This is a genomic window from Brevundimonas guildfordensis (genome assembly GCF_014836405.1).
In the GTDB taxonomy this organism is placed as follows: Bacteria; Pseudomonadota; Alphaproteobacteria; order Caulobacterales; family Caulobacteraceae; genus Brevundimonas; species Brevundimonas guildfordensis.
In genome coordinates, this window is the sequence record NZ_JACSQU010000002.1 from 1 (window position 1) to 21,971 (window position 21,971).

A 21,971-nucleotide genomic window follows, 5' to 3' on the forward strand; every position below is an offset into this window, starting at 1 on the left:
GATGGAGCAGCCCGGTAGCTCGTCAGGCTCATAACCTGAAGGTCGTAGGTTCAAATCCTACTCCCGCACCCAAGCCTTACCAAACCCCGTAGCCCATGCTGCGGGGTTCTCTGCTTTCTGGCTCACTCCGACGTCAGCGCGCCCAGGTCGCACAATCCCGCCCGGCCCGTCAGAACGCGTTGCGGCAGGACGCAGAAGGGGCGCTCGGTCGCACCATGCCGCTTTCCCCATGATGTGACCCGACGCCTATTCAGTCGACCATTTCTGGCGTGAACCCAAGGCGCCGCACCGGCGATGCTTCAGCGCCCTCCGTTCAAGAGCCCCTTCTTATAACCGGGGGCGGAACCTCAAGAGGAGAGTGGGATTCCATCGTCTCTTGTATGGAGGCCGACGGCATGCAGGCCTCTGCGGGCGACATCGGCGCTGTCATCACGTAGGGCTTTGCCGTCCAGGCAGCGTCGCAGGAGAAGTAGCGTGTTCGAATCTCAGCCGGTTTCCGTGGACGAGGTGGTGGTGACGGCGGCGCGCTTGCCGCCTGCAGCGGGGGAAGCCGCCTTTTCGGTCGTGCGGCTGGATGGATCTGCGCTCGATCGGTCGATGCGGCTGGACGAAGCGCTGGCCAGTGTGCCGGCGGTTTCGTTGTTCAGGCGCACCACCAGCCTCTCGGCCAATCCGACGACCCAGGGGATCTCCCTGCGCGCCATCGCGCCTTCCGGGGCCGGGCGCACGCTGGTGACGCTCGACGGCGTGCCTCTGAATGATCCGTTCGGCGGCTGGGTTCTGTGGTCGCAGTTGCCGACGGAAGCATTGGAAAGTCTGGATATCGTGCGCGGGGCGGGGGCGGGTCCCTACGGCGCGGGCGCCCTGACCGGGGTGATCCAGCTGCGCGAGCGCGAGCGCGGCGGCGTGCTGGACGCCTCAATCGCCGAGCGCGCCGGCGCGCGGTTGGCGGGATCGGGCGGGATCGACGCCGGACCAATGCGGCTGACCGGTTCCGCCCTCTACGAGACCAGCGACGGCTATGTTCCCGTGCGCGGCGCGGCGGCGGGTCAGGCGGACACGCCGCTGGATCTCGAGACGCGAGCGGCGGCTCTGCGGCTGGACGCGCCGCTTGGCGGGGCGCGCCTGTCCCTGCGCGCCTCGGCCTATGACGAAGAGCGCGGCTCGGGCCTGTCAGGCGCGCGGTCCAGCGCCAGCGGCCATCTGCTGTCGGCGACGGCGGCGCGGCGGCCTCAGGAAGGCGCCTATGGCTGGCGGCTGCAGGCCTGGCGACGCGAGAGCGACTTCGCCAACAGCTCGGTCGCCGTTGCGGCGGACCGCAGCGCGACGACTCCCGCCAACGATCAATATGCGACCCCGGCGACCGGCTGGGGCGTCAACGCCGCCCTGCGCCGCGCCGCGCGCGATGTGGCGGGCGGGCGGCTGGAATGGGAGTTGGGCGCCGACGCGCGCTTTAACGAGGGCGAGACCCGCGAACGCTTCCGCTTCATGGACGGCGCCTTCACCCGCGACCGCTTCGCGGGCGGCGAGACCTCGGTGGCGGGCCTCTATGGCGAGGCGTCGTGGCGTGACGACCTGTGGCTGGTCGCCGGGGGCTTGCGTCTGGACGGCTGGAAGAACGAAAACGGGCGCCGGCTGGAGCGTGATCGAGCCAGCGGCGCGGCGACCCTCGATGAGGCCGATCCCGAGCGTTCCGGCGAGGTGGTCAGCGCCCGCCTGGCGGCGCGGCGTATGATCGGCGGCGGCTGGGCGGCACGGGCTGCGGCCTACTCCGGCTTCCGTCCCGCCACACTGAACGAGCTGCACCGTCCGTTCCGGGTCGGCAACGATCTGACCGAGGCCAACGCCGGCCTGGTTCCCGAGGCGCTGCAGGGCGCGGAGGCGGGTCTGGCCTATGAGGGACCGATCGCGACATTCGGCGCCACCCTGTTCTGGAACCGGATCGAGGACGCCATCGTCAATGTGACCATAGGCGAGGGGCCGGGAACCTTCCCGCGCGCCGGTTTCGTTCCGGCCGGCGGCGTTCTGCGCCAGCGCCAGAACGCCGGGACCATCGAGGCGACGGGTATCGAGCTGACGGCGCGCCGCAGCCTGGCCGGCGGAGTGACCCTGGACGGGGCTGTTTCCGTCACCGACGCCCGCATGGACGGCGGCTCGGCGGCCCCGCAGCTGACAGGTCTGCGTCCGGCTCAGGCGCCGATCTGGAGCGCCACGGCGGGGCTGGACTGGCGCGCCAGCGACCGGCTGACCCTGGCCGCCCAGGCCCGCTATGAGAGCAAGCGGTTCGACGATGACCTGAACAGCCGCGTTCTGGGCCCGGCTGTCGTGATGGACGCCCGCGCCGAATGGCGGATGACGCCGGCGGCCATGATCTGGGCGGCGGCCGACAACCTGTTCGACGAGGCGGTGGAGGTGTCCGAGACGGGAACGGGCGTCGAGGGCTACAGCCCGCCGCGCACCCTGCGCCTGGGCGTCCGCTGGACCTATTGAAGCGATCAGCGGCAGTGACGTCGCGGCCTGAGGGGGACCCCGTTCGAGGCGTGAGCGGGCGCGGGGCGGCGGCTTCGGGCGTCTCAGCCGCTGCGATAGTCCGCCGGCTTCAGGTTGTGGCGCTTCAGCTTGTCGTAGAGGGTTTTGCGGGGAACCCTCAGCTGTAGAAGGGCCTCGCTGACGTTGCCGCCGACGGCTTCCAACGTGTCCTCCAGGATTCGTTTCTCGAAATCGGCGACGCGCTCCACCAGGCCGCGGGTCTCGCTGCTCGCCATGTCTTCGCGGCCTTCCAGACCGAGGGCGAAGCGTTGGGCGAAGTGGGACAGCTCGCGGATGTTGCCGGGCCAGCTATGCTCCAGCAGGTGGGAGCGAACCGTGTCGGTGATGACCGGCGGCTCAGCCCCCGCCGCGATCGGCGCGCGCGCCGCCAGGCTGGCGAACAACAGGGGGATGTCTTCGCGACGCTCGCGCAAGGGCGGCACGCGCAGCCGTACGACGTTCAGGCGATAGTAGAGCTCCTCGCGAAGGCGGCCGCTGGCGAGGGCCTGATCCAGGTCGCCGGTCGCCGAGGCGAGGACGCGAATGTCGACGGTGCGCGGCTCCGACGCGCCGATGGGGTGGATCTCGCGCTCTTCGAGGACGCGGAGCATCTTGACCTGGGCGGCGGTTGGCATGCTTTCCACGGCGTCCAGAAACAGCGAGCCCCCATGCGCGCGCTCGACATGGCCGATCCGGCGTCGCAGGGCCCCGGCGAAGGCGCCCAGCTCATGACCGAACAGTTCGCTTTCGATCAACCCGTCGGGCAGGGCGCCGCAGTTGACCGCGACGAAGGGGTGGGGGCGGCGCCGACCGCCATTGTGCAGGGCGCGGGCCACAGCTTCCTTGCCGACGCCGGTCTCGCCTTCAATCAGGACGTCCATGCGTGCGTCGGCGATCTGGGCGATGGTGGCGCGCAGCGAGCGGATCGCAGGGCTGTCGCCCAGCAGCGGCAGTTCCAGCCCGGCCTCGGACGACAGGGCGGTCAGCCGCCGATTGTCCAGCACCAGGGCGCGCTTCTCCAGCGCCCGAGTCAGGCTTTCGCACAGGCGGTCAAAGGCGAAGGGCTTGGCGACGAAGTCATAGGCGCCGCCGCGCATGGCGGCGACCGCTTCGGCCACGTCGCCGTGCCCGGTGCTCAGGATGACGGGCAGGGCGGGGTCGAGCGCCTGAAGCCGGTTGAGCGTCTGACGGCCGTCCAGACCCGGCATTCGCAGGTCGGTCACCACCACGCCGGGAAAGTCGGCGTCGATTTCGGCCAGCGCGGCCTCGGCTGAGCGATACGCGCGCACGCTCAGGCCTTCGACCTCCATGCGTTCGGCAAGGGCGTTGCGGAAGTCGTCGTCATCCTCGATCAGGGCGACGGTCTCAAGGCGAAGGAAATTCATGACGCGCGCCTCCATCAAGCGGCCTTCAGGCGGATCGTAAAGGCGGCGCCGGCGGCAGCTGAGCGCAGGTCCAGTTCTCCCCCGAAGCCGGCGACGATGTCGCGGCTTATGACCAGGCCCAGACCCAGGCCGTTGGCCTTGCTGGTGACGAAGGGGGTGAAGAGCTGGTCGCGAATCTCGTCGGTCACGCCAGGTCCGTTGTCCGCAACCCGCAGTTCAACCTGGTCTGCGATCCGCTCCACCGCCAGCGTGATGTGGCCGTCGGGACGTCCTTCCAGCGCCTCAGCGGCGTTCTGCATCAGGTTGACGATCACCTGCTCGAGACGAAAGCGGTCGGCGACCACCATCATGTCTTCGCCGCGCGGACGGGTCAGACGGACCCCGGCCTGGCGCAGGCGTCCGCCCAGCAGCAGCAGGGCGCCGTCGATCGCCTCGTTGAGCGAGACCGGGCGCAACTGCGGCTCGGCCTTGCGTGAGAAGACCCTCAGTTCGTGCGTGATGGCGCCGATGCGGGCGGTCAGGTCGCCGATGCGGCTTAAGGCGCGGGCGGCTTTGGCGCCCTGGTCACGCTGCAGATAGGCTGAAGCCGTTTCAGCCTGGGTGCGGATGGCGGCGACGGGCTGGTTGATCTCATGGGCCACGCCGGCGGCGATCTGGCCCAGAGCCGCCAGCTTGCCGGCCTGCACCAGTTCGTCGCGCAGGGCTTCGCGGCTGGCCTCGGCGCGAACGCGTTCTTCAATCTGGCGATTCAGGGCGATATTGGCTTGGCGAAGGTCGTGCGTCCGCTCCTCAATGCGGCGTTCCAGTTCCAACCTGGCGGCCTCGGCAGTGCGTTGCCGTGCGGCGGCCTGCTGGCGCCGACGCAGAAGCACGGCGGCGACGCCGAAGGCCAGGGTTGCGATCAGGACGGCGAGGGTGCGGGCGTTGGCGACGTTCGTCTCTATGGCGCCCCGGTCGGGGGTCAGCAGGTGCAGCGTCCAGCCGGGCGTCATGGTGTCGACGCGAGCATGCATCCATGGGCGCGGGACGCCTTCCAACGGCGCTTCGACCCGCTGGGTCTTTCCGCCCTGCGGCGTGTGGAAGGGCAGGGGCTTCAAGGCGCCGTCGGTCAGGGTCTGGTCGGCCAGGGTCAGACGACGGCTTTCGGCGTCCATCGGCCGCAGGGTGCGGAAGCGCCAGTCCGGAATGCTCGTGATCAGCACCACGCCGCCCGGATCGACGACATAGGCGGGCTCGCCCGAGGCGCGCCACTCCGCCTCCAGGGCGTCGAACTCGACCTTGACCACCACCACCCCGATGGCGCGAGCTCCCTCAACGACCCGCCGCGCCAGGAACAGCCCAGGCTTGCCGCTGACCGTGCCCAGGGCGAAAAACTCCGCCGACCCGTCCCGCATCGCCTTGTTGAAATAGGGCCGAAAACTGTAGTCAGCCCCAATGAAGGTCACCGGATGGTTCCAGTTGCTGGCGGCGCGCGTGACGCCGTCTGCGCCGATGACGTAGATGGCCGACGCGCGGGTCTGATCTGCCAGGGCTTCCAGTCTTTGGTTCAGGGGCCTGGCGTCGAAACGCGGCGTCGTCAGCAGCCGCGCGACGTCGGCGTCGGTCGCCATGGCGGGGGCCAGCGCGCGGTATTTCTCCAGTTCGCTGCGCAGGACCGCCGCGTGCAGAGCGGCCGCGGCTTCCGACTGGCGCGCCAGTTCGGCGGCGGCTTCTTTGCGGGCGGTTTCGCCAAGGGCGTAGGCGCCCGCCGTCGCGGCAATCAACCAGCCGAGCACGAGGCCCGCCCACAGGCCCAGCTGTCGCCGGTGACCGTTGCCGCGAGAGGATGCAGGGCGCGCAGAGTTCATCGTGACAATGTGCGGTAATCCGCACTAATCCGCCATAGATCAAGGCGATTAATCGCACAAACTGCGTCTGCGTCCATGCTCATTCTAAAAAATTAATAGCAAATACAAATATTTGTTGCCGTTCCTGCCGCGCCTTGGCTCCGGCAGACGTCGTGGCCACACTAAGGTCGAAGCGTGGCGAAGATCGCGCCGAGAGGAAATCCGCGAGCCGTGCGCTCGCCATCAGGAGCGACCTTCTTGTCCCCTATCGCGTCCCAGACGCCGGCGGTTGTTCGCCGGCCCTTCTATCAGCATCTTTATGTGCAGGTGCTGGTCGCCATCGTGCTGGGCGGGGCCATCGGCCACTTCTGGCCGACGTTCGGCGAAAGCCTGAAGCCGCTGGGCGACGCCTTCATCAAGCTGGTGAAGATGATCATCGCGCCGGTGATCTTCCTCACCATCGTCACCGGCATCGCCGGGATGCGCGATATCGGCCGGGTCGGTCGGGTGGCGGCCAAGGCGTTCGGTTACTTCCTTTTCTTCTCGACCCTGGCGTTGATCGTCGGTCTGATTGTCGCCAATGTGGTCCAGCCCGGCCGCGGTCTGAACATCGATCCCGCCAGCCTCGATAACGGCGCAGTGGCGCAGTACGCGCAAGCGGCGCACGAAAGCACCATCGTCGGTTTTCTGACGGGCATCATCCCGGACACCGTGGTCAGCGCCTTCTCGACCGGCAACATCCTGCAGGTGCTGTTCGTCTCCATCCTGTTCGGCATCGCCCTGGCCATGATCGGCGATCTGGGCAAGCCGGTGATGACCTTCCTGGAGTCGGTCAGCGCGGCGTTCTTCAAGCTGGTCGCCATTCTGATGAAGGCGGCGCCGGTCGGCGCCTTCGGGGCCTTCGCCTTCACCATCGGCGCCTATGGCATCGCCTCGGTCGCCAACCTGTTCGCCCTGATCGCCACCTTCTATCTGACGTCCGCCATCTTCGTGGTCGGGGTGCTGGGTCTGGTCGCCATCGCCAACGGCTTCAACATCCTGAAGCTGATCCGTTATCTGAAGGAAGAGCTGCTGCTGGTGCTGGGCACCTCCAGCTCCGAGGCCGCCCTGCCCAGCCTGATCTCCAAGATGGAGCGCGCGGGCGCCGCCAAGTCGGTGGTCGGCCTGGTCGTGCCGACCGGCTATTCCTTCAACCTGGACGGCACCAACATCTATATGACGATGGCGGCCCTGTTCATCGCCCAGGCGCTGAACATCGACCTGAGCCTGCAGGACCAGATCCTGCTGCTGCTCGTGGCCATGCTGTCGTCCAAGGGGGCGGCGGGCATCACCGGCGCCGGCTTCATCACCCTGGCCGCCACCCTGTCGGTGGTGCCTTCGGTGCCGGTGGCGGGCATGGCCCTGATCCTGGGCATCGACCGCTTCATGAGCGAGTGCCGGGCCCTGACCAACTTCATCGGCAACGCCGTGGCCACCATCGTCGTCGCCCGCTGGGAAGGCGAACTGGACCGCGATGCGCTGAAGGCCGCGCTGGATGGCGGGCCTCAGCCGCTGGCCGCCGCCCCTGATCCCGCCGCCGGACCGGGCGACGACCTGGTCCTCGCCGACGACTAACCCAAACCCTGAATCAAACGACCTCAACGACACGATCGCCGCCCACGGCGACTGGGAGAGAGATATGAGACACCCCTTCAAGATCGCCCTGATGGCGACATCCGCCTCGACGGTGCTGTTCGCGGGCGCGGCCATCGCGCAGGAAGCTCCGGCCGAAGCCACCCAGGTCGAGGACATCGTCGTCGTCGGCACCAACATCCGCGGCGCGCGCACCACGGCGGCCCTGCCGGTGGTGGTGGCCGACCGCGAGCAGATCGAGGCCACCGGCGCCACGACCGGCGACGAGCTGATGCGCACCATCCCGCAGATGGGCGACGTCCTGTTCGATTCCGCCAACAACCCCCAGACGTCGAACTCGGCGCGCGGCGATGTCAACTCGGTCAACCTGCGCTCGCTGGGCGTGGGCAACACCCTGGTGCTGCTGAACGGTCGTCGTCTGGTCCAGCACCCGACCAGCCAGGGCACGTCGGACACCGGCACGGTGCCGGTGCTGAGCTACAACTCCAACGCCATCCCCGTGTCGGGGCTGGAGCGGCTGGAGGTCCTGCTGGACGGCGCCGCCGCCATCTATGGCGCGGACGCGGTGGCGGGCGTGGTCAACACGGTCCTGCGCGACAACATCGACGGCCTGACGGTCAGCGCCCGCTACGGCGGCGCCGAGGGCACGCAGATGCGCGACACCGAGTTCAACCTGTTCACGGGCAAGAATTTCGATCGCGGCAACGTCTCCCTGTTCGCCAACTACGCGCAGCGCACCGCCCTGTGGGCCTCGGATCAGGACTTCACCCGCTCGGACGACCTGCGTCCGCTGTTCGCCGGCTATCCCGATTTCGCCGACGTCCAGTCGCTGGACGGCCGCTCCTCGCACACGCCGTGGGCGCGCTTGTCGGTCGGCTCGCGCCCGGTGATCCGCTCGAACGGCGTGGCGGTGACCAACACTGCGGGGGCCTTCCGCTTCCAGCCGTCCAGCTTCGGCTGCGGCGTCGACATGGGCGGCGACATCTGCCTGTCCAGCGGCAACCACAACTTCAACACGACCAACCGCGACATGCGGTACGACACCCGGCATGAGACGACGGTCCGCCCGTCGGTCGAGCGGCTGAACCTGTTCCTCACGGGTCGTTACGACCTGACCGACAGCGTCGAGGCCTTTGGCGAGGTCGGCTATTACAGCGCCCACAGCCGCGCCGTGCAGCCGCCGGTGGTCAACCTGAACCAGATCTGGATTCCGGCCAGCAACTACTACAACCCGTTCGGCCCCATGACCTTCGCCGACGGAACGCTCAATCCGAACCGCCTGCCGGGTCTGTCCGGGGTTCCGGCCGAGGGCCTGCCGGTCCTGATGACCAACTACCGCTTCGTCGACACCGGCTTCCAGGTGGTGAAGGTCGACAACTATCAGGCCCGCCTGCTGGGCGGCCTGCGCGGCGAATGGCGCGGCTTCAACTGGGAGACGGCGGTCGTCTACTCCGAGGCCGAGGCCAAGGACGTCTCGCCCAACGTCAACATGACGGCCCTGCAGAAGCAGTTGGCTCTGTCCACGCCCGACGCCTACAACCCCTTCAGCGGGGGCTGCGTCGCCACCACCAGCTACGGCGACTGCTCGCCCAGCTCGCAGGCGGCGATCGACGCCATCATCTTCGACCTGCGCCGGGTGTCGCGCACGACCCTGACGATGGCGGACTTCAAGCTGTCGCGCGGCGATCTGTTCCAGCTGCCGGGCGGACCGGTCGGCATGGCCTTCGGCGTCGAGGCGCGCGGCGAGACCCAGAAGGACGACCGCGACGCCAACCTGGACGGAACCTTCACCTTCACCGACATGGTCAGCGGCGAAACCAACCTGTCGAACGTCTCGGCCGTGAGCCCCAACCCCGACACCTCGGGCAGCCGCGAGGTCTTCTCGACCTATGTCGAGTTGGCCGTGCCGGTGGTCTCGCCCGAGATGAACATTCCTCTGGTCTATCAGCTGGATGTGCAGCTGGCCGGCCGCTACGAGCACTATTCCGACTTCGGCTCGGTGGCCAAGCCGAAGATCGCCGCAGCCTGGGACGTCGTGCCGGGTGTGCGCGTGCGCGGCTCCTATTCGCAGGGCTTCCGCGCGCCGAATCTGGAGCAGACCCACGCCACCGAATACGCCCGTCTGGCCAGCGGCACGGACTATGTCCGCTGCGAGGCCGACCTGCGCGCCGGCCGCATCAGCAACTTCTCGCAGTGCGCGCAGAACACCTCGGGCGCTTCGCTGCTGGTCGCCGGCAACCCGGACCTGGAGCCGGAAGAGAGCACCAACACCTCCTACGGCCTGGTGCTGCAGCCGTCCTTCATCCCAGAGCGTTTCGGCGCCTTCACCTTCACCATCGACAAGTGGCGGATCGAACAGGAGAAGATCGTCGGCCTGCTGGGCGCCCAGACGGCGCTGGCGCTCGACTATCTGAACCGCGTCGAGGGCGGCTCCAATCCGCTGGTCAACCGTCGCGCGCCGACGCCTGAGGACATCCTGCTGTTCCAGGGCACGGGCCTGACCCCGGTGGGCGAGGTGGTCTCGATCAACGACCGCTTCATCAACCTTCAACCCCAGACTGTCAGCGGCCTGGACCTGGCCATGAACTGGTCGCTGCGTCGCACCAAGTACGGCACCTTCATCGTCAATGTGAACGCCAGCAAGCTGGACGAATTCACGCGCGATCCGGGCGACATCGTCAATGAGCTTTACGCCGCCCGCGAAGCCGGAACGATCAATGCGGGCACGACCCTGCCGGACTCCTCGCAACTGGTGGGGCAGAACGGCCGTCCGGAATGGCGCCTCAACGCCAGCCTGACCTGGCGCAAGGGTCCGTGGCGCGCAGGGATGACCAGCCAGTACGTCAGCGACTTCCAGCAGCCCGGCCTGCTGGGCGCCTCGGGCGATCCGTGGGTCGTTGACGCCCGCCAGACCGTCAACGCCTATGTGGACTATGAATTCCCGGCCGAGACCCGAGTCCGCCTGGGCGTGCGCGACCTGACCGATGAAGGCCCGTCGCTGGCCGACAACGGCTATCGCGGCACGGTTCACAGCCCGTGGGGCCGTTACTGGTACGTCACGGCGACCAAGTCGTTCTGATCTGAGGAGGCGAGGGATGCGTCTGTTTTCGATGCTGGCGGCGGCTTCCGCCATCACGCTGACCGGCGCGCCCTTCGCCGCCGCCCAGGATGCGCCGGCGAACCCGTCGCCGGCGCCCGCCCCGGCCGTCTGTCCCGATTTTCTTCCTCAGCAGGCGCACTGCTGGTCGGGGCGGGCGGCCAAGGGCGGCTATTACTGGATCGCCATGCCGGAGAACTGGAACGGATCGCTGATCGTCCACGCTCACGGCGGGCCCCGCACCGGCGCGCCCAAGGCCGATGATCCGCTGGAGGATCTGGAACGCTTCTCCATGACGGTGAAGGAGGGCTTCGCCTGGGCGGGCTCCACCTATCGCCGGGGGGGCTACGGCGTTCGCATGGCGGCCGAGGACACCGACGACCTGCGCCAGATTTTCTGGGACGCCTTCGGGCGGCCTCGCCGCACCATTCTTCATGGTCAGTCGTGGGGCGGAAACGTCGCGGCCAAGGCGGCCGAACTCTATGCGCGCGACGCCGAAGGCCAGGTGGTCTGGGACGGCGTGCTCCTGACCAGCGGGGTGCTGGCGGGCGGAACCGAGGCCTACAGGTTCCGAGCGGACCTGCGCGCGGTCTATCAGTTCTATTGCCAAAACCACCCCGGCCCCGACGAGGCGCAATACCCCGTGTGGCAGGGCCTGCCCGAGGGCGTGCGCCTGACCCGCGCCCAGCTGGCCGAGCGGGTCAAGACCTGCACCGGCGTCGGCCTGCCTGCGGCGGAACGCACGCCCGAGCAGGAGCAGCGCCTGGCCGACATTCTCAATGTGGTGGGGATCGGCGAGGGCCAGCTGGTGTCGCACCTGGCCTGGGGCACCTTCCTGTTTCAGGATCTGGTGCAGAAGCGCCTGGACGGCCTCAATCCGTTCGACAACAGCCGGACCGTCTATCAGGGCTCGCACGACGACGCGGCGCTGAACGCCGGGGTCGAGCGGTTCGCCGCCGATCCGATGGCGGTGGCGCGTCTGGCCTATGACGCGGACCTGTCGGGCCTGATCGTCGCCCCGACCGTGACGATCCACGGCAAGCACGACCCCGTCGCCTTCGTCTGGCACCAGGACGCCTATCGCGACCGCGTGGCGGCGGCCGGGCGTGCGGATCTGCTGGTCCAGACCTTCACCGAGGAAGCGGAACACAGCGCGCTCAGTCCTCCCGAATACGTCGCGGTGTTCGAGGCCTTGATGGCTTGGATCGACCAGGGAGCAAAGCCGAACGCCGGCTCGATCGCCGCCCTGTGCGAGGCGGCGCGCCCGCGCTATGACGCCGCTGCCTGCCTGTTCGATCAGCACCTGAGCGGCGAGAAATAACTCCGCCCAGCTGGCCGGTCGCGCCGGCCAGCTGGCTGAGGGCCGTCTTTCCAACCCGGATCGAAAAAGCTCTGCGGCCAAGCTGGACCCGTTCCTCATTGGAACATAACATGAACGCATGGCTCAGATCGATCTTCGACGAAAGCTGGCGGTTCTGGCGGACGCAGCGAAATACGACGCCTCCTGCGCCTCGTCCGGCACGACAAAGCGGAACTCTCTGGGCGGCCGGGGGATCGGTTCGACCGAGGGCATGGGCATCTGCCACGCCTATACGCCCGACGGTCGATGCATCAGCTTGCTGAAGATCCTGCTGACCAACTTCTGCATCTACGACTGCGCCTATTGCATCAACCGGGTGTCGTCGAATGTCGAGCGGGCGCGCTTTACGGTGCAGGAGGTCGTCGACCTGACCCTGGCCTTCTACAAGCGCAACTATATCGAGGGCCTGTTCCTGTCGTCCGGCGTGATCCGCAACGGCGACTATACGATGGAGCAGCTGGTCGAGGTCGCGCGGCGCCTGCGCGAGGATCACGACTTCCGGGGCTATATCCACCTGAAGCTGATCCCCGAGGCGGACCCGCGGCTGGTGGAGCTGGCGGGCCTTTACGCCGACCGCCTGTCCGCCAATATCGAACTGCCCCGTGACGAAGCCCTGGGCCGCCTGGCCCCCGAAAAAGACGCGCGAACCATCCGCAAGGCGATGGGGCAGGTGCGGCTGAAGCTGGAAGAGGCCAAGCCGGAAAAGCGGGACCGCAAGCGCCCGCCCGCCTTCGCCCCGGCGGGGCAGTCGACCCAGCTGATCGTCGGCGCCGACGGCGCGCCGGATACGGAGATCATGGCCCGCAGCGCCGCCCTGTACGGCGGTTATGGCCTGCGTCGGGTCTATTACTCGGCCTTCAGCCCCATTCCCGACGGGTCAAGCCTGCTGCCCCCGACAAAGCCGCCGCTGATGCGCGAACACAGGCTCTATCAGGCCGACTGGCTGATGCGGTTCTACAGCTTCACCGCGCCTGAGATCGGGGAGGGGACCGACGACGGCATGCTGGATCTGGCCGTTGATCCCAAGCTGGCCTGGGCGCTGCGGCGCCGCGAGGCCTTTCCCGTCGACGTGAACCGGGCGGCGCGCGAGACCCTGCTGCGCGTGCCGGGGCTGGGGGTGAAGGCGGTGGACCGCATTTTGTCCGTGCGGCGCCATCGCACCTTGCGGCTGGAGGATGTCGGCCGGCTGACGCGGTCAATCGAGGCGGTGCGGCCGTGGATCACGGCGCTGGACTGGACGCCGGGCGGTCTGACCGACGCGGTCGACCTGCGCGCGCGCCTGGCGCCCCAGCGCAAGCCTAAGCAGTTGAGCCTGTTCTGATGCGCACGGCGGTCCTGTCCGATCCGCTGGATTTCGACGGCTGGCGCAAGGCGGCGCGGCGCCTGCGTCTGGCGGGCGTTGAGCCGGACCGCGTGAAGTTTGTCGTGGGCGCATCCCTTGGCGGACTGTTCGACGTGGACGCCGCCCTGCCCGAGGTCGAGGGCGCCTTCACCGCGCCGCGCGCGTTTCTGGATATGGCGGCGCAACTGATCCAGCATCGGTCCGAGGATCGCTTCGAGCTGATGTATCGCCTGCTGTGGCGGCTGAAGGATCAGCCGAACCTGATGGCGGTCCTGTCCGACCGCGACGTGGCCGAGGCGGCGGATCGGGTGAAGGCGGTGCGCCGCGCCGCCCACAAGATGAAGGCCTTCGTGCGCTTTCGACAGGCGCAAGACGAGGCGGGCGAGCGCTGGGTGGCGTGGTTCGAGCCCGCCCATCGTGTGCTGCAGGCGACGGCCCCCTTCTTCGCGCGGCGGTTCAGCGCCATGCGGTGGTCGATCCTGACGCCGGACGGGGCGGCGCATTGGGACGGAACGCTCCTGACCTTCGGCCCGCCCGCCGACCAGTCGCAGGCTCCCGCCGAAGACGCGGTGGAGGATTTCTGGCGCACCTACTACGCCTCGACCTTCAATCCGGCGCGGCTGAGGCCTCAGGCGATGCGGTCGGAAATGCCCAAGCGCTATTGGAAGAACCTGCCCGAGGCCGGGCTGATCCCGGAACTGACCGCCGCTGCGTCGGTTCGCACCGATGCCATGGTGAACCAGCCCGCGCCCACGCCCAATGACCGGTTCCAGCGCGTGCGCGCGCCGGTGGTGGATCGCGCCGCGACGGATGATCTGATCGCCGACAGTCTGGACGAACTGGCGCGCGGCGTTCAGGGCTGTCACCGCTGTCCGCTGTGGCGCGACACCACTCAGGGCGTCTGCGGCGAGGGGCCCAGGCGCGCGGCTCTGATGGTGGTCGGCGAACAGCCGGGCGATCAGGAGGACCTGGCCGGTCGGCCCTTCGTCGGCCCCGCCGGGCGCCTTCTGGATGCGGCGTTCGAAGAGGCGGGGCTGGATCGCCGCGACCTCTACCTCACCAATGCGGTCAAGCACTTCAAGCATGAACCGCGCGGCAAGCGCCGTCTGCACAAGACGCCTAACGCGGGCGAGGTCGAGGCCTGCCGCTGGTGGCTGGATCATGAGCGAAGTCTGGTGAAGCCCCGACTGATCCTGGCTCTGGGCGCGACGGCTGGGCTGGCGGTGCTCGGCCGAAAGCCCGCCGTTCAGACTGAGCGCAGTCGCGTTCTCACGACCGAGGATGGCGCGCGCGTGCTGTTGACGGTCCACCCGTCCTACCTGCTGCGCCTGCCCGACCCGGCGTTGCGCGCCGAGGAGCGGAGCCGGTTCCTGGCCGACCTGACCGTGGCTCGCCACGCGCTCTAAACAGCGGCCTCAGCGCCAGCGGACTTGAAGTTTTCGCGCGCGCCCATATCGTATACGATATCGTGAGGCGGGAGAACGATATGAGCGTGTTTGAGGCCCAGGAAACGGTCGCCTTGTCGATCGACGAAGTGTTCGCCCTGTCGCGGCGGGTGCTGACGGGGGCGGGGCTGTCCGTCCCGCACGCCGAGGCGGTGGCTCGGGTCATCACAGCGGGCGAGCGGGACGAGTGCGCCTCGCACGGGCTCTATCGTCTGCCCGGCTGTGTCATGACCATCCGATCGGGCAAGATGTCGCTGGACGCCGAGCCTGTCATCACCGACGCCTCACCCGCCCTGGTGCGCGCCGACGCGCGCCACGCCTATTCCCTGCTGGCCTTTGAACGCGCTGCGCCACTGTTGGCGCAGAAGGCCAAGGAAGTCGGGGTCGCGGCGCTGGTCATCAACAACTGCTTCCACTTCTCGGCCCTGTGGCCCGAGATCGAGCAGCTGACCGGGATGGGCGTAGCGGCCCTGGCCATGACGCCCAGCCATTCGTGGGTGGCGCCGGCGGGGGGCAAGCGCGGCCTGCTCGGCACCAATCCGATCGCCTTCGGATGGCCGCGTCCGGGGCCGCACCCCTATGTCTTCGACTTCGCCACCAGCGCCATCGCGCGCGGCGACATGGCGCTGCATGACATCGCCGGCAAGCCGATCCCCGAGGGCTGGGGGGTCGACGCCGAGGGGCGGCCGACGACGAACGCCCGCGCCGCCCTGGACGGCGCCATGCTGACCTTCGGCGGGCACAAGGGCTCGGCCCTGTCGACCATGATCGAACTGATGGCGGGGCCGCTGATCGGCGATCTGACCAGTCGCGAGTCGATGGCTTTCGATGACGGCGCCAAGGCGGCGCCCATGCATGGCGAACTGATCCTGGCCTTCGATCCCGATCTGATGGGCGGCGGCGACGCGGCGGTGAACGCCGCCCGGGCCGAGGCTCTGTTCGCCGCCTTCGCGGACCAGGACGCGCGCCTCCCGTCGCACCGCCGTTACGAGGCCCGCGCGCGGAGCCTGGCGGACGGCGTGCGCACGCCCAAGGTTCTCTACGACCAGATCGTCGCGCTAGGCTTTTAGGCAAATGGAGACGGGCGCCTCGGCTCAAAGGCGGTTGTTCGACGCTTGACGGCCTACGCCTGCTACAATCATATACCGTATACAAAAATGGCGAGCTCGGGAGGGGCTGCATATGGCGGGGATGAAGTTGGACTGGACGGGGGTGATCCCGGCGGCCACCACGCAGTTCGATGAGACGCTGGCGGTCGATTTCGACGCCACCCAGAAGGTGCTGGACGGTCTGATCCGCGATGGCGTGGACGCCATCATCGTCATGGGCACCGTGGGCGAGAACAACTCGCTGGAGCCGGAAGAAAAACGCGCCGTCCTGAAGGCGGCGGTCGAGGTCGCGGACGGCCGCGTGCCGATCATCACCGGGGTCAGCGAGCTGACCACGGCGCGGGCCGAGGCCTACGCCAAGGACGCGGAGGACATCGGGGTCGACGCCCTGATGGTGCTGCCCGCCATGGTCTATGTGCCGACCCCGGCGGAGCTGGAGGCGCACTTCCGCGCTGTGGCGGCCGCCAGCGGCCTGCCGAACATGCTGTACAACAACCCGCTGATGTACCGTCAGACCCTGAACAACGACGACCTGCGCCGTCTGTCCGACGTTCCGAACATCGTGGCCCTGAAGGAAAGCGCCCCGGATTCGCGTCGCATCACCGACATCTTCAACGAGCTGGGCGACCGCTACTCGGTCATGGTCGGCCTCGACGACGTGGCGCTGGAAGGCATGATCCTGGGGGCCAAGGGTTGGGTCTCGGGCCTGACCAACGCCTTCCCCGAAGAATCGGTCGCCCTCGTCAAGGCGGTGCAGGCGGGCGACATCGCGCGCGCTCTGGAGATCTATCGCTGGTTCATGCCGCTGCTTCACCTGGATTCGGTTGCGGATCTGGTGCAGTCGATCAAACTGTCCGAGATGATCATGGGGCGCGGGAGCGAGCGGGTCCGCATGCCGCGCAGGCCGCTGGCGGGCGCTCGTCGGGCCGAGGTCATCGCCATGGTCGAAAAGGCGGCGGAAACGCGCCCGATCGGCTCGGGCAAGGCCATCAAGATCACCTGATCCGGAGCCCAGATGCGCGACGTCTTTTTCTGCATCGACGGTCATACCGCCGGCAACCCGGTTCGCCTGGTCGCCGGCGGCGCGCCCCTGTTGTCAGGGGCCAGCATGGCCGAGCGTCGGCTCGACTTCCTGAGCCGTTACGACTGGATCCGCACCTCCTTGTGTTTCGAGCCGCGCGGCCACGACATGATGAGCGGCGGCTTCCTCTATCCGCCGACCCTGCCGGATGCGGACGCGGGCATCCTGTTCATCGAGACCAGCGGCTGCCTGCCCATGTGCGGCCACGGGACGATCGGCATGATCACCTTCGGGCTGGAGCACGGCCTGATCCGGCCACGCACGCCGGGTCGGTTGAAGATCGAGGTCCCTGCGGGCGTTCTGGACATCGCCTATGAGACTGAGGGCGACAAGGTGACCTCGGTGCGCATCCGCAATGTCCCCGCCTATCTGGCGGCGGAAGGCATCGATATCGACGTGCCGGGCCTTGGCCCGCTGAGCGTCGACGTGTCCTACGGCGGCAACTACTACGCCATCGTCGAACCGCAGGGCGCCTACACCGGCCTGGACGATCTGGGCGCCAGCCGCATCATCGAACTGAGCGGTCTGGTGCGCGAACGGGTGCGGGCGGCCTTCCACCCGGTGCACCCGGACGAACCGTCGATCAACGGAGTCAGCCACGTGCTGTGGGCCGACAAGCCCAAGGGCGACGGCGCCGACGGCCGCAACGCTGTCTTTTACGGCGACAAGGCCATCGACCGCAGCCCCTGCGGCACCGGCACCTCGGCGCGGCTGGCCCATCTGCACGCCAAGGGACGGCTGCAGGTCGGCGACGCCTTCGTGCACGAAAGCTACATCTGCAGCCGCTTTATCGGCCGCGTCGAAGCCGAGACGACCGTGGGCGACCACAAGGCGATCGTGCCCTCGATCGAGGGATCGGCCGTCGCCACCGGCTTCAACACCATCTGGGTGGACCGTCAGGACCCCTTCTGGGCGGGCTTCCAGGTCGTCTGACCGAGTTGCGCGTCGTAATTGCGATCTGTGCGCGTTATGGCTGGGACGGGCGACCGGCCCAGCCTTTTCGACTTGATGAACCGCATGGCCGCATCTCCGCTTGAAGTCCGCACCCTGTCCGACCGCTTGGTGGAGGTCGTCCGCGACATGATCTTGTCGGGGGCGATCGCGCCGAACGTGCCGATCCGTCAGGACGCCCTGGCGGCGGACCTGAACGTGTCCAAGATTCCCCTGCGCGAAGCCCTGGTGCGGCTGGAACAGGATGGGCTGGTCGTGTCGCACGCCAACCGCGGCTTCTTCGCGCGCGGCATGAGCTCGGCTGAGGTCGAGGAGATCTTTGAACTGCGCCTCAAGCTTGAGCCGGACGCGGCGGCCGAAGCCTGCCTCGTCGCCGATGACGCGCGACAGGATGAAGCTCGGCGGGTGCTGGCCCAGCTGAACGCGGCTGCGGCTGCCGGCCTGCCGACGGTCGGCCCGCTGAACCGCGCCTTCCATATCGCCATGGTGCGGCCCGGCGGGCGCGCCTTGACAACCGAAATCACCGCCCGCCTGCACGTCATGGCCGACCGCTATGTCCGCAAGCACCTCGAGCACAAGGGCCGCCATCTGACGGCCGAGACCGAGCATCAGGACATCCTTCAGGCCTGGCTGGCTCGCGACGCCGCCACGGTGCGGCGACTGGTGGCCGACCACCTGCAGCACACCCTGGCTGACCTGCGCGAAGAGTTCGCACAGGGCGACGGGCAAGGCTGACGGACAGCCTCGCCCGCGACCTTAGCCCTGTTCGACCGGAACCGGGTCCGGACGGGCCTTCAGGGCGGTCATCAACAGGTTGACGGCGGCGTACAGCACCACCACCACGACGCCCCAGCGCAGGATCGTCAGCGGCAGGGAGGTGATGACGAAGGCGGCCAGCAGCACTGCCGGTATCCCCCCGATGGCCATGCCCAGCACCAGTCGCAGGTCGATGCGCTCGCTCTTGATGAAGCGCAGGCTCGACACCGGCATCAGGAAGGCGCAGGCGCCCATCATGATCGGGAAGGCCGCCGTCGGGTTCATCCCCATGAGGCTGAGCATGATCAGCGAGGGGGCGTAAAGCCCTATGCCGAAGCTCATCAGGGCGCCCATCACCACGTGAGCGACGACAGCGATCACGAACAGATGGCCGTCCAGGGCGACCGCCTCCCCGCCCGTCGGCATCAGGTTCAGATTGGTCATGGCGTACAGCGCTGCGGCGATCAGCAGGGCTGCGCCCACCACCATCTGAACGGCGCGCACCGGCAGGCGCAGCACGATAGGCGCGCCGATCACGGCTCCGACGATGGAGGCGCCGATGCAGGCGATCAGCAGCACGGGATCGACCTGGATCAGCTTCATGAAGACCAGCCCCTGCAGGACCGTCGGCAAGCAGTGGCCTGCATTCAGCACCGCCGGAAGAAAGCTGTCCGGCACCAGTTTGCGAAACCGAAGCCAGGCCGTGGTCGGCGCAAAGGAGCCGATGCCCAGCGCATCGAAGAAGTTGGCGACCGCGCCGATGGCCGTGCCTTCGGCCTTGGGCTTCAGCGCGCCGCGCGCCTTGGCGGTCCGTAGCAGTTGGACCGCATAAAAAACGGCCAGCGACGCCAGCGCCGTCAACAAAACGGCTATAATCATCTTGTTTCCCTCCCCCGAGGTTTCTCGGCCCGCGCTTGACGAACGATCCGAGAGGTGAAGGAAAACATGACTGGAAATCAGATACAATATACATCCGCCCCATGACATTCATTCCGCCCAGCGCCCCGCCCATCACCACCGCCGAACGGCAGGAGCGCATCGCCGCCCTGGCCGCGAGACTGAGAGCTGACGGGCTTGCGGCCCTGCTGGTCGGGCCCACGGCGTCTTTGCGCTATTACACGGGGCTGGACTGGCATCCGTCCGAACGACTGACGGGCGCGCTGATCCATGCCGACGGCCGCGTCCAGTACATCTGTCCCCGGTTTGAGCTGGACAAGGTGGCGGGGCTGACGGCCGATGCTGTCGCGGGCGACATCCTGACCTGGGAAGAAGAAGAGAGCCCCTATGTCCTTGCGGCCGCCAACCTGGCCGAGGGCGGCGTGCTGGCGATCGACGACCTGGCGGCGGCCTTCATCTGGCTGGGCCTCAGCCGCGTTCTGGGCGCCGATCGCGTCACGGACGGCGGCCCGCTGATCGTCGCCCAGCGCAGCATCAAATCGGCGGCTGAGATCGCGCTTCTGACCCGCGCCAAGGCCATCACGCTGGAAGTTCAGCGTCGCACCCGCCACTGGCTGAAAGCGGGCGTCCTCACCTCCGAGGTCAAGGCCTTCATCGACGCCGAGCACCGCGCTCTGGGCGGCGAGGGCGGCTCCTGGTTCTGCCTGGTCTCCTTCGGCGACGACACCTGCCTGCCGCACGGGGGCGAGGGCGACCGCGCCCTGGCGGCGGATGATGTGGTGCTTGTCGATACCGGGACCCTGGTCGACGGCTATCACTCGGACATCACGCGCACCTATGTCTTCGGCCAGCCGAGCGAGGACTTCCGCCGCGTCTGGATGCATGAGAAGGAGGCGCAAGGCCGCGCCTTCGCCGCCGCCGCCGTGGGCGCCCCTTGCGCCAGCGTCGACGCCGCCGCGCGCGACTATCTGACCGGCCTGGGCTACGGCCCCGACTACCGTCTGCCGGGCCTGCCGCACCGCACCGGCCACGGTATCGGCCTGGACATTCACGAAGCGCCCAATCTGGTGCGCGGCGACGCTACGCCGCTGGCGCCCGGCATGTGCTTCTCGAACGAGCCGATGCTGGTCATTCCCGGCCGGTACGGCGTGCGCCTGGAAGACCATTTCTACATCACCGAGGGCGGCCCGGTCTGGTTCACCGAGCCGTCGCACAGCCTGGACGACCCGTTCGGCGAGGACGCGGCGGCATGAGGACGGCCCGGCGCTGGGCCGTCGTCGGCGGGGGGCTGGTCGGAGCGGCGACGGCGCTTCGGCTGCAGGCGGCGGGCTTTGAGACCGTGCTGATCGATCGGGGCGACCCGCGACGCGGCGCCTCCTTCGGCAACATCGGCCACATCGCGGCCGAGCAATGCGAGCCGATGCCCTCGCCCGCGACCCTCAAGGGCGCCGTGGGGCGGCTGTTCGCCTTTGGCGGCCCGCTGGATTTCCGTGCGCGCGATGCGTCGCTGTGGGGGCCGTGGGCGCTGCGGTTTCTGGCGGCGTCCCGCCCGGCGGCCGTCGCCCACGGGGCCGAGGTTCTGGCGCATCTCCTGGACGATCCGGTCGGCGCCTGGGTGCGCCTGGCCGCCCTGGCCGAGGCGCCGAAGGACCTGATCCGCGCGACCGGCCACACGGTGGTCTGGTCCACGCCTGAAGCGGCCCGGCGCGGGCTGGCCGGCTGGAACGCCGCGCGCATCGGCGCCGCGCGTTTCCGCGTGCTGGAGACCGAGGAACTGGCCGCCTATGGTGCCGTCCTGAGCCAGCGCCCGGCGGGCGGGATCCGCTTCACCGGCACCGGCCAGGTCAGCGAGCCGCAGGCGGTGCGCGACGCCCTGCTGGCCGCCTTCGCCGCCAGAGGCGGACAGACGATGCATGCTGATGCAACCGCCATCCGGCCCGTGGCCCACGCCGCCGAGGTCGCCCTGTCGAACGGAACGACGGTCACGGCCGACCGCGTCGTGGTGGCGGCCGGGGCGTGGTCGGAGCGTCTGATGACGCCGTTGAGCGTGCGCGCGCCTCTGATCGGCGAGCGGGGCTATTCGGTGCAGTCGGCCCAGCATGACTGGCCGGACGACTTGCCTCTGACCGTCTTCGAGGACCGGGCCCTGGCGGTCGCCCGTTTCGACGGAGGTCTGCGCGCCTCCAGCCACGTCGAGTTCGGCGCCCCGTCGGCCCGGCCCGATCCGCGAAAATGGCGCAGTATCGAGGCGCATCTGCGCGATCTGGGGGTGGCCTTTTCTGCGCAGCCTGACCGATGGTGCGGTCCCCGGCCGACCCTGCCTGACTATCTGCCGGCCATCGGACGTCTGCAGGCTCACCCCCAGGTGCACTACGCCTTCGGCCACCAGCACCTGGGCCTGACGACGGCGGCGCGGACGGCGGAAATCGTCGAGCAGATGGCGCTGGGCCGGCCTGCTCCCGACTGGATCGACGCCTTGCGGATCGAGCGCTTCGGCTGAAGTCCGCTCGGCGCGCGGCGCTTGGTATCGCAACGGTTTCTGCGCGGGCGGATTAAGCGTC

15 protein-coding genes are annotated in these 21,971 nt (G+C 68.4%); 12 read left to right on the forward strand and 3 right to left on the reverse strand.

Annotated elements, in window-relative coordinates; genetic code table 11:
* The first annotated feature begins 474 nt into the window (after nt 1-474).
* On the forward strand, nt 475-2,490 hold the full coding sequence (locus H9656_RS08430) for a TonB-dependent receptor (protein ID WP_318240621.1): 2,016 nt from the start codon (nt 475-477) through the stop codon (nt 2,488-2,490).
* A gap of 83 nt (nt 2,491-2,573) precedes the next feature.
* Here H9656_RS08430 and H9656_RS08435 read toward each other — a convergent pair whose 3' ends face one another.
* Together H9656_RS08435 and H9656_RS08440 are read right to left on the reverse strand one after the other, a co-directional pair.
* Complete coding sequence (locus tag H9656_RS08435; protein ID WP_191743809.1) at nt 2,574-3,914, reverse strand: sigma-54-dependent transcriptional regulator; 1,341 nt, start codon at nt 3,912-3,914, stop codon at nt 2,574-2,576.
* Between the two features lie 14 nt (nt 3,915-3,928).
* Entirely contained in the window at nt 3,929-5,761 is a 1,833-nt protein-coding gene (locus tag H9656_RS08440) for a sensor histidine kinase (protein WP_191743810.1), read from the reverse strand.
* A 237-nt stretch (nt 5,762-5,998) separates the two neighbouring features.
* Between H9656_RS08440 and H9656_RS08445 the strand changes: the two genes are divergently transcribed.
* The 9 genes from H9656_RS08445 (at nt 5,999) to H9656_RS08485 (ending at nt 18,492) form a co-directional block, all read left to right on the forward strand.
* On the forward strand, nt 5,999-7,354 hold the full coding sequence (locus H9656_RS08445; RefSeq protein WP_225212404.1) for a dicarboxylate/amino acid:cation symporter: 1,356 nt from the start codon (nt 5,999-6,001) through the stop codon (nt 7,352-7,354).
* Between the two features lie 64 nt (nt 7,355-7,418).
* A complete protein-coding gene (locus H9656_RS08450) occupies nt 7,419-10,451 on the forward strand; it encodes a TonB-dependent receptor domain-containing protein (protein ID WP_191743812.1) in 3,033 nt (1,010 codons plus the stop codon).
* Nucleotides 10,452-10,467: 16 nt separating this feature from the next.
* Nucleotides 10,468-11,790 (forward strand): hypothetical protein, encoded by a 1,323-nt coding sequence (locus tag H9656_RS08455; RefSeq protein WP_191743813.1) that lies wholly within the window; start codon nt 10,468-10,470, stop codon nt 11,788-11,790.
* 118 nt (nt 11,791-11,908) lie between these two features.
* Nucleotides 11,909-13,150 carry a putative DNA modification/repair radical SAM protein gene (locus tag H9656_RS08460; RefSeq protein ID WP_191743815.1) on the forward strand — a complete coding sequence of 414 codons (1,242 nt, stop codon included), beginning with the start codon at nt 11,909-11,911 and terminating at the stop codon, nt 13,148-13,150.
* Nucleotides 13,150-14,577 (forward strand): UdgX family uracil-DNA binding protein, encoded by a 1,428-nt coding sequence (locus H9656_RS08465; RefSeq protein WP_191743817.1) that lies wholly within the window; start codon nt 13,150-13,152, stop codon nt 14,575-14,577. Before H9656_RS08460 ends, H9656_RS08465 begins: the two co-directional genes overlap by 1 nt.
* 80 nt (nt 14,578-14,657) lie before the next feature.
* Nucleotides 14,658-15,686, forward strand: coding sequence for an Ldh family oxidoreductase (locus H9656_RS08470; RefSeq protein WP_191743819.1), 1,029 nt, complete (start codon nt 14,658-14,660; stop codon nt 15,684-15,686).
* A gap of 112 nt (nt 15,687-15,798) precedes the next feature.
* Nucleotides 15,799-16,728 carry a dihydrodipicolinate synthase family protein gene (locus H9656_RS08475; protein WP_225212405.1) on the forward strand — a complete coding sequence of 310 codons (930 nt, stop codon included), beginning with the start codon at nt 15,799-15,801 and terminating at the stop codon, nt 16,726-16,728.
* 12 nt (nt 16,729-16,740) lie between these two features.
* Nucleotides 16,741-17,739, forward strand: coding sequence for a 4-hydroxyproline epimerase (locus H9656_RS08480; RefSeq protein ID WP_191743820.1), 999 nt, complete (start codon nt 16,741-16,743; stop codon nt 17,737-17,739).
* A gap of 84 nt (nt 17,740-17,823) precedes the next feature.
* The gene (locus tag H9656_RS08485; RefSeq protein WP_225212406.1) at nt 17,824-18,492 is read left to right on the forward strand and encodes a GntR family transcriptional regulator; all 669 of its coding nucleotides are present in this window, start codon (nt 17,824-17,826) and stop codon (nt 18,490-18,492) included.
* Nucleotides 18,493-18,513: 21 nt separating this feature from the next.
* On the opposite strand, the gene H9656_RS08490 is transcribed toward H9656_RS08485, so the two are convergent.
* A complete protein-coding gene (locus tag H9656_RS08490) occupies nt 18,514-19,392 on the reverse strand; it encodes a TSUP family transporter (protein ID WP_191743824.1) in 879 nt (292 codons plus the stop codon).
* Nucleotides 19,393-19,493: 101 nt separating this feature from the next.
* Here H9656_RS08490 and H9656_RS08495 point away from each other — a divergent pair, with 101 nt between their 5' ends.
* Nucleotides 19,494-20,663: a M24 family metallopeptidase gene (locus H9656_RS08495; RefSeq protein ID WP_191743825.1), complete on the forward strand. Its 1,170-nt coding sequence runs from the start codon at nt 19,494-19,496 to the stop codon at nt 20,661-20,663.
* Nucleotides 20,660-21,910, forward strand: a complete 1,251-nt coding sequence (locus tag H9656_RS08500; protein WP_191743827.1) for an NAD(P)/FAD-dependent oxidoreductase — start codon at nt 20,660-20,662, stop codon at nt 21,908-21,910. Before H9656_RS08495 ends, H9656_RS08500 begins: the two co-directional genes overlap by 4 nt.
* Nucleotides 21,911-21,971: the final 61 nt, after the last annotated feature.